The sequence below is a fragment of the Clostridium sp. ZBS15 genome, assembly GCF_023845705.1.
Classification (GTDB): Bacteria; Bacillota; Clostridia; order Clostridiales; family Clostridiaceae; genus Clostridium; species Clostridium aquiflavi.
In genome coordinates this window covers 1-9,634 of the sequence record NZ_JAMQHY010000014.1, presented here as the reverse complement: position 1 = coordinate 9,634, position 9,634 = coordinate 1, and the positions used below count along the sequence as shown (strand labels likewise).

10 protein-coding genes are annotated in these 9,634 nt (G+C 26.4%); 1 reads left to right on the top strand and 9 read right to left on the bottom strand.

Annotated features, from left to right (window positions below; all coding sequences use genetic code 11):
* Positions 1-137 precede the first annotated feature (137 nt).
* Positions 138-1,874, bottom strand: coding sequence for an oleate hydratase (locus tag NG904_RS06895; RefSeq protein WP_252213675.1), 1,737 nt, complete (start codon positions 1,872-1,874; stop codon positions 138-140).
* 201 nt (positions 1,875-2,075) lie between these two features.
* The gene (locus NG904_RS06890; RefSeq protein ID WP_252230671.1) at positions 2,076-2,294 is read right to left on the bottom strand and encodes a DEAD/DEAH box helicase; all 219 of its coding nucleotides are present in this window, start codon (positions 2,292-2,294) and stop codon (positions 2,076-2,078) included.
* A gap of 220 nt (positions 2,295-2,514) precedes the next feature.
* Between NG904_RS06890 and NG904_RS06885 the strand changes: the two genes are divergently transcribed.
* Positions 2,515-3,570 (top strand): serine hydrolase, encoded by a 1,056-nt coding sequence (locus NG904_RS06885; RefSeq protein ID WP_252230669.1) that lies wholly within the window; start codon positions 2,515-2,517, stop codon positions 3,568-3,570.
* Here NG904_RS06885 and NG904_RS06880 read toward each other — a convergent pair.
* The 7 genes from NG904_RS06880 to NG904_RS06850 all read right to left on the bottom strand — a co-directional run.
* A complete protein-coding gene (locus NG904_RS06880) occupies positions 3,548-3,721 on the bottom strand; it encodes a hypothetical protein (RefSeq protein ID WP_252230667.1) in 174 nt (57 codons plus the stop codon). The genes NG904_RS06885 and NG904_RS06880 overlap by 23 nt on opposite strands.
* A gap of 7 nt (positions 3,722-3,728) precedes the next feature.
* Complete coding sequence (locus NG904_RS06875) at positions 3,729-5,000, bottom strand: ABC transporter permease (protein WP_252230665.1); 1,272 nt, start codon at positions 4,998-5,000, stop codon at positions 3,729-3,731.
* Entirely contained in the window at positions 4,991-5,728 is a 738-nt protein-coding gene (locus tag NG904_RS06870; RefSeq protein WP_035785574.1) for an ABC transporter ATP-binding protein, read from the bottom strand. Before NG904_RS06870 ends, NG904_RS06875 begins: the two co-directional genes overlap by 10 nt.
* Entirely contained in the window at positions 5,718-7,166 is a 1,449-nt protein-coding gene (locus NG904_RS06865; RefSeq protein ID WP_252230663.1) for an HlyD family secretion protein, read from the bottom strand. Before NG904_RS06865 ends, NG904_RS06870 begins: the two co-directional genes overlap by 11 nt.
* 18 nt (positions 7,167-7,184) lie before the next feature.
* A complete protein-coding gene (locus tag NG904_RS06860; protein WP_252230661.1) occupies positions 7,185-8,348 on the bottom strand; it encodes a TolC family protein in 1,164 nt (387 codons plus the stop codon).
* Positions 8,349-8,672: 324 nt separating this feature from the next.
* On the bottom strand, positions 8,673-9,176 hold the full coding sequence (locus NG904_RS06855; RefSeq protein ID WP_502801458.1) for a biotin transporter BioY: 504 nt from the start codon (positions 9,174-9,176) through the stop codon (positions 8,673-8,675).
* Between the two features lie 314 nt (positions 9,177-9,490).
* Positions 9,491-9,634: ferritin family protein (locus NG904_RS06850; RefSeq protein WP_502801314.1), on the bottom strand; the 144-nt coding region annotated here is incomplete at its 5' end.

Below are 9,634 nucleotides of genomic sequence, written 5' to 3'. Positions count from 1 at the left end.
CTTAGCGATTTTGTTCTAAAAGCTATGTTTTAACAAAGTGTGGATATATGTATACGCAAAATATATCCACACATATTTAAAACATATCTTAATATTTTATCATTTAAATATATAATTATTTTAAAGTAGAGCTAAATTTAACTATAAGATTTTTTTAATGCTTGCTTTAATATTCTTGGATCTTTTTTATATTGTGTTATTGGACAAATTTTTTTATGCTTTATATTAAATAAAGTATATACTGCTATCCTAGCTGCACGTACAGAGTACTCTTCTGTAAACACCATATCTCCTGGTATTTCAACAAATTGACTAATCATTGCAAAATTTGTTGAGCCATTAGGTACAACTTTAGGACGATCACTCATCTTGCGTGGTTGAAATTGTGAATCTATATATGGCATCATGCAAGGAATAACATTAACTATAGATTCTTTTATCTCATCAATTTTATCTTCAAAATGCAAATGATGTAATAACTCTATTAAGATTTCTTCTCCAGTACACTCACGCATAGGTTTCTTTACATAATCTCCTTCTCTATCAGTGTACAATCCATATCCCCAGAAAATAGTAGTATCAAGTGGTTGATTTTTGAAGTGTGGTTGAGCAGCTATAACTATGCTCATTAGCCAACTTGAATCTTTAAAAGTCATTAATGCTCCACTACCTGGAATATTTCCAGAAAATTGCTCTATAAGTTTTAATAATTTATTTCCTTTACAAGTTACAGTAAAGCTTTCCCAATTAGTTTTCTCTGGATATTTAAAAAATGGTTCAGGATTTCCAAGTCCAATTTTCTTTTTAGCTATTTTTTCCCAAAGTTCAGCCGACATTGGGTTATCTATTTTATACTCTGCTGGTGTATTGTAATCTCCTAATGTTGCATTATCAGTCATACAACCATTAGTCATAATACATACATCATCATCTTTTAATTCGATTATTTTTTCTCCTTCCGAATCTTTTATGTGTATTGCAGTAACTGTAATCTCTTCTCCTTCTTTAAAATCCAGATCTGTTACTGTTGCATTAATACTAAAATCTACTCCAAAGTCTTCTAAATAAGATTTTAATGGCATAATAACTGATTCATATTGATTGTATGTTGTACGAGTTACTCCTTCTAAAGTTTCAATACGTGAGAATTCAAATATCATGCGTTCCATATAGCGTTTAAATTCAAATAAACTAGACCACTTTTGGAATGCAAATGTTGTTTGCCACATATACCAAAAATTTGTTTCAAAGAAATGTGGTGTATGTTCAAACCATTCTTCAATAGTCATATCATCTAATTTTTCTTCTGGAGTTGCCATTAATTTTCCAAGTGCCATACGATCAGCATTATTAAATCCCATACTCTTTGTATCTTGTATTACACCATCTTTATCAACTAACCTAGCTTGTGCATGTGTTGGATGTAAATGATCAAAATTTAAAATTTCCTCAGTAACGCTTTTTCCTGGAAACTCTAATGATGGAATACTCGAAAATAGATCCCAAAAGTTTTCATATGTTTCTTCATTGAGCATTCTTCCACCACGACATATAAATCCATTAACTGGATTACCTCCACCATCATTACTACCCCCAAGTATTTTCATACCCTCTATAATATGAATATTTTCACCTTCAAAATTGCAATCTCTTATAAGATAAGCTGCACCAGCTAATGAAGCTAAACCTCCACCTACAAAGTACACATCTTTGCCTTCATTATTCATATATTCAAATGATTCTGTAAAAATTTTATTTTTAGCTTTATTTTTAACTTTATTTAACCCTAAAGTTGCTGCTGTTGCTACTCCTGTTATTGCACCTAAAGTAAGTAATATATTGACATTCTTATTTTTTTTCATCTTCTTACCCATATAACATTCCTCAACTTTCATTTTTAACTTATTTATTATTTTATCAATATTATATTTTAATCCAATTAAATTACAATTATACAAATTCTATTATAATTTAATTATAACTTATTTTTATTTGTAGAATAAAAAATTTAAGCTATAAAAAATTTAAGTATTTTTATAGCTTAAATAACATTAACATTTATTAAATTATATTTTTTAAACATCCTGAAAAATTATCATACCATCTTCTTGTGCTACTAATCCTTTTTCTTCTAACTTTTCTAATTCTATATCTAAATCAAATTTCTTATTCATTTTATCGTCTTTTTCATTTTCATATTTTGAAAAAATCTTTTTAAGTTCATAATAACTTATTTCTTTTGCCTCACTTATTTTATTAATTAATTTTAAAGAATAATTAGAATATTTATTCACAATATCACTCCTTATTATAAATTTAGTATATAATTTATGTAATTAAGCAAGACTATAAGATATTTTCGTTTGTTGTTATATTATACTAAATGTGGTAACTCAATTATTACTATATTATTAATATTACTTCCTATCATTATTAATATCAAAAAATTTATTGACATCATTTTATATATTTCATACAATTTTTACAAGAAACATTTTTATTAGGAGATAAAATATGAGGATTTTAAAGGATTATTTTGTAACATTTTTAATTTTAACTGTATTAATTATCACATTGTTTTTTTGCGTTTATTATTTTCCACAACAATCCGAGGACATAGTACAAGCTAAAAACATTGAATCAAATGAAGATAATGAAAATTATGATAAAGTTCATATTGATAGTGATAATTCTCATAGCTCCAATACAGAAAATATTGAAAATGTTAAAACTGTTGAACCTACTAAACTAATTACTGGCACTAAAATAAGCAAAGATTTATTTAATGCAAATTTAAGTGATAATGAAAAATTGAAAATTTTAAATGATAGTAAATATAATCTTGAGGATAGAATCCTTTTTTATTTAGGATCTGATAGCGATCGCGTTGGATTTATATACTATGATTTAAACTATAATAAATATATTGAGCTTAATAAAAGTAATACTTTCATTGCTGCAAGTACTTATAAAGTTAAATTAAATGTATTGACATATGAAAAAAATAAGACAGATAAAAATTTACTTAATAAAAAATTAGATTATAAAGAGGATGATTATGAAGAAGGGACAGGAATACTTCAAAATTTATGTGACATTCCTCCTACTCCAATTAGTGAATTATTAGATTTATCTATAATTAATTCCGATAATATTGCTACTAATATGATTGGTTCATATTTAGGTGGACATGATCAAGTTAGAAAAGAAATTAATGAAATGTTTAATATTTCAATACCATATAATGAAAATATAACTACTCCAGAAACTGAATTCAGAATTTTAAAGCATATTTATGACAATAAAAGTGATGTAACTTACTCTCATTTAATTGATGTTTTAAAATCTACTGATTATCATGATAGAATAGATAAATATATCCCTCATAACATAGTTGCTCATAAAGTAGGTTCTAGTAATGAATACATACATGATATAGCAATAGTATTTCCGGACAACCCTTACATATTTATAATTTATACAAAAGATTTAGAAAATGCTGAAGAAAAAATAGCTCAGATTTCAAAGACAATTTATAATTATCAAGTTAATAATCGCATAATAAATTAAAGGTGGCTACGCCACCTTTTTTAGTTAAGAATGGAGAGTTAAGAATTAAAAGTTTTGGTTGAAAATCTTTAAGACTTTCTAAAAATATAATTTCAAAATTCCAATAAGGAATTTTTTCCTTAACTCTCCACTTTCCACTATCAACTTTCAACTAACATCTATTCATATCTTAGTGCCTCAATTGGATCAAGTTTCGCAGCTTTATTAGCTGGATAATATCCAAAGAACACTCCAATAAACATAGAAAACGTAAAACTAATTAATATTGTAGGAACAGATATAACAACTGGCGATTTTAAAACTAAAGACGTAATAATTCCCATCCCTATACCTAACACTATTCCTATTGTCCCACCTATTGCACATATTATAGCTGATTCTACTATAAACTGCATTTTTATATGAGAACTTTTTGCACCTAATGCTTTTCTAGTACCGATTTCTTTTGTTCTCTCTGTAACAGACACTAGCATTATATTCATTACTCCAATACCACCAACAAGTAATGATATTGCTGCTATGACCGAAATAGCCAAAGATACTTTTCCAAGAGCTGAAGTCATTTCTTTTAGCTCACTTTCCATATTACGAACCTGAACTGTCCAGTTTTTATTATTTTTATATAGATTTTTAAAATATTTACTAAAATCATTTGTTAATTTCATTATATCAGCATCTGCCTTTGGCTTTACAGTGAAATATGAATAATTTTTGTTCTTAGCAGATTCTTTAGATGTAGTTACTGGAATATATAAATTAGTTTGCATATCTTTTTCCGATGATCTACTACCTCCATCAAAAGGTGATGCTTCAAATTTATATACACCTACAACTACATAACTTTTAATATCATCTCCTACATATACCTTAATCTCTTTTCCTAAGGGATCTATATTTTTTTTAAATATATTATTTACAAATTTATCAGATACAACAGCAAGTTTTCTCTTTCCTTTTACATCCTTATCATTTATAAATCTACCTTTTAATAGCTTTATATTTTTGGCATCTTTATACCCGTCATTTACACCCATAATACTTACATTAGCATATGAATATCCTTCTTTTGCTTTTCCTGATCCGCCATGTTCAGATACACTTATACTATCAATGTCATTGCTAAATTTTTCTTTAAATTCATCAATCTGTTCTAATGAAAAGCAATCTTCTTCTGTCATTTTATCCCATGCATTTGAATCATAGCTCATTCCATCTTCTCCTTCACTCTTAGGAGAGATGGAAACATCTATATTTGTTGCTCCATTGCTAGCTAATGTACTTGTTAAAGATGAAGTTATGGCATTACCAATTGATACTATTCCTATAACAGAAGAAATTCCAATAATTATTCCAAGCATCGTAAGAATAGAACGCATCTTGTTTGATTTAATTCCAGCTATGGCAAGCATTATATTTTCTTTTATAAACATAACTTTTCACCATCTGGAAATTTCTTAGAATAATTCTTATTATAGTCATCAGATATTATCTTTCCATCCTTCAACGTTATAATTCTTTCAGTTTCTAATGCTAATTCATAATTATGAGTTATAAATACAATAGTCTTACCTTCTGTTTCATGTACTTTATGAAATAAATCCATAACTAATCTTCCAGTTTCTGAATCTAATGCTCCTGTAGGTTCATCAGCAAGTATTATACTTGGATCATTAACTAAAGCTCTAGCTATTGCCACTCTTTGCTTCTGACCACCAGAAAGCTCATTTGGAAGATGATTAATTCTATCTTCCATTCCTACAAGCTCTAAAAGTTTTTTAGCACGTTCTATTCTGACTTTTTTATCCACTCCTGCATAAAGCATTGGTAACTCAACATTTTTAAGTGCACTACTTCTTGGTATTAAATTAAATGTTTGAAATACAAAACCTATTTTTTTATTACGTATTTCTGATAATCCATTGTCTGATATATCATTTATATTAGTACTATCTAATATATAAGTTCCAGATGTAGGTCTGTCCAAAGCTCCTATAATGTTCATTAAAGTACTTTTACCAGATCCAGAAGCCCCTACTATTGATATAAATTCGCCTTTTTTTACATTTATATCAATGTTTTTTAAAATATCTAATTGATTCTCAGTTCCTATATAGAAGCTCTTTACAATATTATTCATTTCAATTATATTATTGCTCAATAACCTCACCTCCAACGGGCTCAGCCATTCCTCCACCTAGTTCAACTATACTTCCAACAGTATAATTGCTTGGTTCAGAAAGTACTTTCATTCCATCTTGTAGTTCATCTCCATAGATTTCAACATTAAAATCTGATTCCATACCCTTATTTATAGCTACTTCTTTAATAATATATTTATTATCTTCTTGTGCTTCAGCTACATATATACTTAGACCATTTTCATTTTCAATTATGCTCTCATGAGGAATTGCATAAACATCATTTTTTTCTTCCAAAATAATATTTAATTTTGCTTTCATTCCTATCTTTATATTTTCATTCATCTCATTAATTTTTACTTTAGCTTCAAAAATAACATCTCCACTATTAGATGTAGAATTACCAGTAGCTACAGTAGGTTCATCAACTTTAGCTGTAGGACTTATTTCACTTATTTCTCCTAAAAGTTCTAAATCATCCGTTGCATCTGTTTTTATTATAGTTTTTTGACCAACTTTTATATTAGCAATGTCGACTTCCTTTATTGATGCTTTTATAACCAAATTGTTTAAATCTTCTATTTTAAATAATGTTCCTGCGCTTGGGCTTCCTACAGTTGCATTAACAGTAGTGATAGTTCCATCTACTGAAGCTTTAATTGTGCATTCATCTAATTCTTTCTTTTTATTTTCAAGTGCAACACGTTCACTTTTATTTTCATAAGCTATTTTAGCGCTTTCATAGCTATTTTGTGCATTTTTTAAATCTTCTTGTATTTTTAGTTTCGAATTTTCCAACTCAACATTAGCTTTGTTATAATCATCTTTAGCTTTATTATAATCATTTTCTGATTTTTTAAATTCCTGATTAGATATCTCTCCATAGCCTAAAATTGTCTTGTTATATTGATATAATCTTTCTGCATCTTCTAAAGTCATTTTGGCTGTTTCTAACATTGAGTTTGCATTTATAAGATCTGTATTAAGATTATTCTCATTTATGTAAACTATATTGTCATACGCTCTTTTTTTACTATCAAGATCTAACTTACCATTCGCCTCAGAAGCACTCAAAGTTTCTGTTAATTGCTCTATTTCCTCTTTTAATTTTTCAGTATCTAATATAGCTAGAACATCTCCAGTCTTAACTTCATCTCCAACTTTAACTTTAACTTCTTTTACTATATTACCTGAATTTGTATAAACATTTGTAGAACTTTCACTTTTTACTTCACCTAAAACATTAATACTATTAACAATATTAGCTTTGTTAAGAATAGTATTTTGAGCTTGTACATTAGGAGGTTTAGAAAAAAACATCTTAAATGCAATTCCTACAATAACTAGAATAGCTACAAATAACATAACCATCTTTTTTTTACTCATACGTTTTTTAGAATTTTTCACTTTTAAAATAATATTTTTAGGACTTAAATTTTTTATTTCTATTTTATTCATAATTTATACCACTCCACTCTAATATCCATCTTTCATTTTCATATAACTTAAATAATCCATGTATAAATTATTTACTTGTGATATAAAATCTTGATTTTTATTATTTAAACCAACTTCTAACTCATCCACTTGTTTCTTTGATGCAAATCCATAATTATATTTAGTTTGCATTATTAAAGCATCATCTTGAGTTCTACTTAATTTATCATTGCTTGCTTTTAACAAGTTGCTTGAAAGCATAAGATTATTATATCTTTTTTGAAATTCTATTTTAACTTTTTCTTCTTCCTGCCTTAATGAAATTTTATTATTTTTAATTTCGTAATCACTTATGTCTGAATCGTCCTTCACTTTATCATTTTCTATATCTTTTATTTTTAGATCTATATTATTTAATAACATATCATCTAAATCTTCTTCAAAATTTATTTTAGATATTTTATCAAGATCACCTTTTATATTAGTATCAACTTTTATATCTGTATTACTTGGAACCCCTAAAGAAAATAATAGATCTTTTAACTCGTTTTTTTCTTTAACCTCTATTTCTTTTAGCTCATTATTAAAGTCAGTAATATCATCTAAGTTTTTCTCATACTCTTTTTTAGATATAAATCCATTACCATACTTTATATTGTTTATTTCTACTTGTTTATTTTTAAAATTAGTTTCATATTTCTTTAATTCTTTTTTTAATAAGGTATCTACATATTGTATATATTGTCTTTGTGCTGATTCAATTAAACCTTGTAAATCCTTTTCATATCTTATATTAGATACTTTTAAATTGTGCTTTGCTGCTTGCTTTTCATCTTTTAATGAATCTAATTCTTTTTTGGCACTCCTTAGATCCTCATTCAATTTAATTTCTTTATCTTCCTTTTTACTCTCTGAAGATTTAGCTATCTCTTGAGGCTTAACTACATTTTTATAATTATTAATATCATTTTCTAGTCTGCTGATTTCGCTTTCTTTATCATCAATTTCATCTAAAATATCTTTATACTTTTCTTTATCTTTTTTTAAATTATTCTTCATTATTTTTAAATCAGGACTATACTCAGTTATAATTTCTTCTATATTTTCCATAGAAAGTTGCATATTTTCCCGTGTTGCTGCTTGTACACTTATTTGATTCATAAATACAAACAATACTAGTAAAATTCCAGTTATTCGTTTCAAAATTTTATTCCCCCTAAAATAAATTAAAATATTTTACATTAAATCTTTTCTTATACAAGGTAAAAATTTATATTTTTACACATAATTTAGTATATATTCAATCTATTAAATAAATCTTTAAATAAACCTTAAGATAATATTATTTTTTAGTTTTTATTGACTTTTTCCTAATATAACCATGATATAACTTTAGAATTTAAAAAAGATGATTCCTATTTATTCAGAAATCATCTTTATACTTGGCTATGTTTTTAACATGTGTTGATATATACAATGGGTAAAATGGCATATACCGCTACTATTTTAAAATATGTTCATATATTTTTATATTATATATATTCTCTTTTTTATATTAATCCCTAAAAATACTCCTAAAAATATCTTTGCTAAATCAAAAATAACGAAAGGTAAAACCCCTATTTTTAAAGCACTTGAAAATGTTATATTTAAAATAAACGCTAATTGAGCTGTGCCTATAATATAACAAATTATAATTCCTAATGTGCCTGAAAAGCTAATAATAAAATAATTATCATTATACTTTTCTGAAAAATATCCAATAATTAATACCATTAATAAAAATGAAGTAATATATCCACCTGTTGGTCCTAAAAGTGCTTGAATTCCTCCTTTAAAGCCTGCAAAAACAGGTAACCCAATTGCCCCTAATAATATGTATATTATTTGTGATATAAACGCCTTTTTATACCCAAGAATAACTGCTGAGAGTACAATTGCAAAAACCTGCATTGTAAACGGAACTTGAAAAAATGGTATTGAAATTTGAGCGCATATAGCTGTAATAACAGCAAACATTGCACATACAATTTGATCCTTTAATATTAATTTACTAGATATAACTTTCCCCCCCCTTAATAGTTTCTTATATTATATAATTATGGCTTTTCAATTGTCAACTATATTATCAATATAAGTTTACAATAAATTTATAAAAAAACAAAAGGCTATGTCACACTTTATTAATTAAAAATATACAAATGATGTTTTAGGTATTAAATCTAAAAATAGGTATATGGATAAATTTCCATATACCTACTTTCAGTAAATAAATATTATTTATAATGTTGGATTTAGGGATAATTTAAGTTAAATTTTAAGCAATAATATAATTAATCACTATATTATGCAAAATATCTATCTAATAATCCTTTAAATGCTCTTCCATGTCTAGCTTCATCTTTACACATTTCATGTACTGTGTCATGGATTGCATCTAAATTTAATTGTTTAGCTAATGTTGCTAAGTCTTTCTTTCCTTGACATGC

Coding starts and splice junctions, on each gene's coding strand:
- NG904_RS06895 (WP_252213675.1), bottom strand. CDS start 1,874: ATGGGTAAGAAGATGAAAAAAAATAAGAATGTCAATATATTACTTACT.
- NG904_RS06885 (WP_252230669.1), top strand. CDS start 2,515: ATGAGGATTTTAAAGGATTATTTTGTAACATTTTTAATTTTAACTGTA.
- NG904_RS06875 (WP_252230665.1), bottom strand. CDS start 5,000: ATGTTTATAAAAGAAAATATAATGCTTGCCATAGCTGGAATTAAATCA.
- NG904_RS06865 (WP_252230663.1), bottom strand. CDS start 7,166: ATGAATAAAATAGAAATAAAAAATTTAAGTCCTAAAAATATTATTTTA.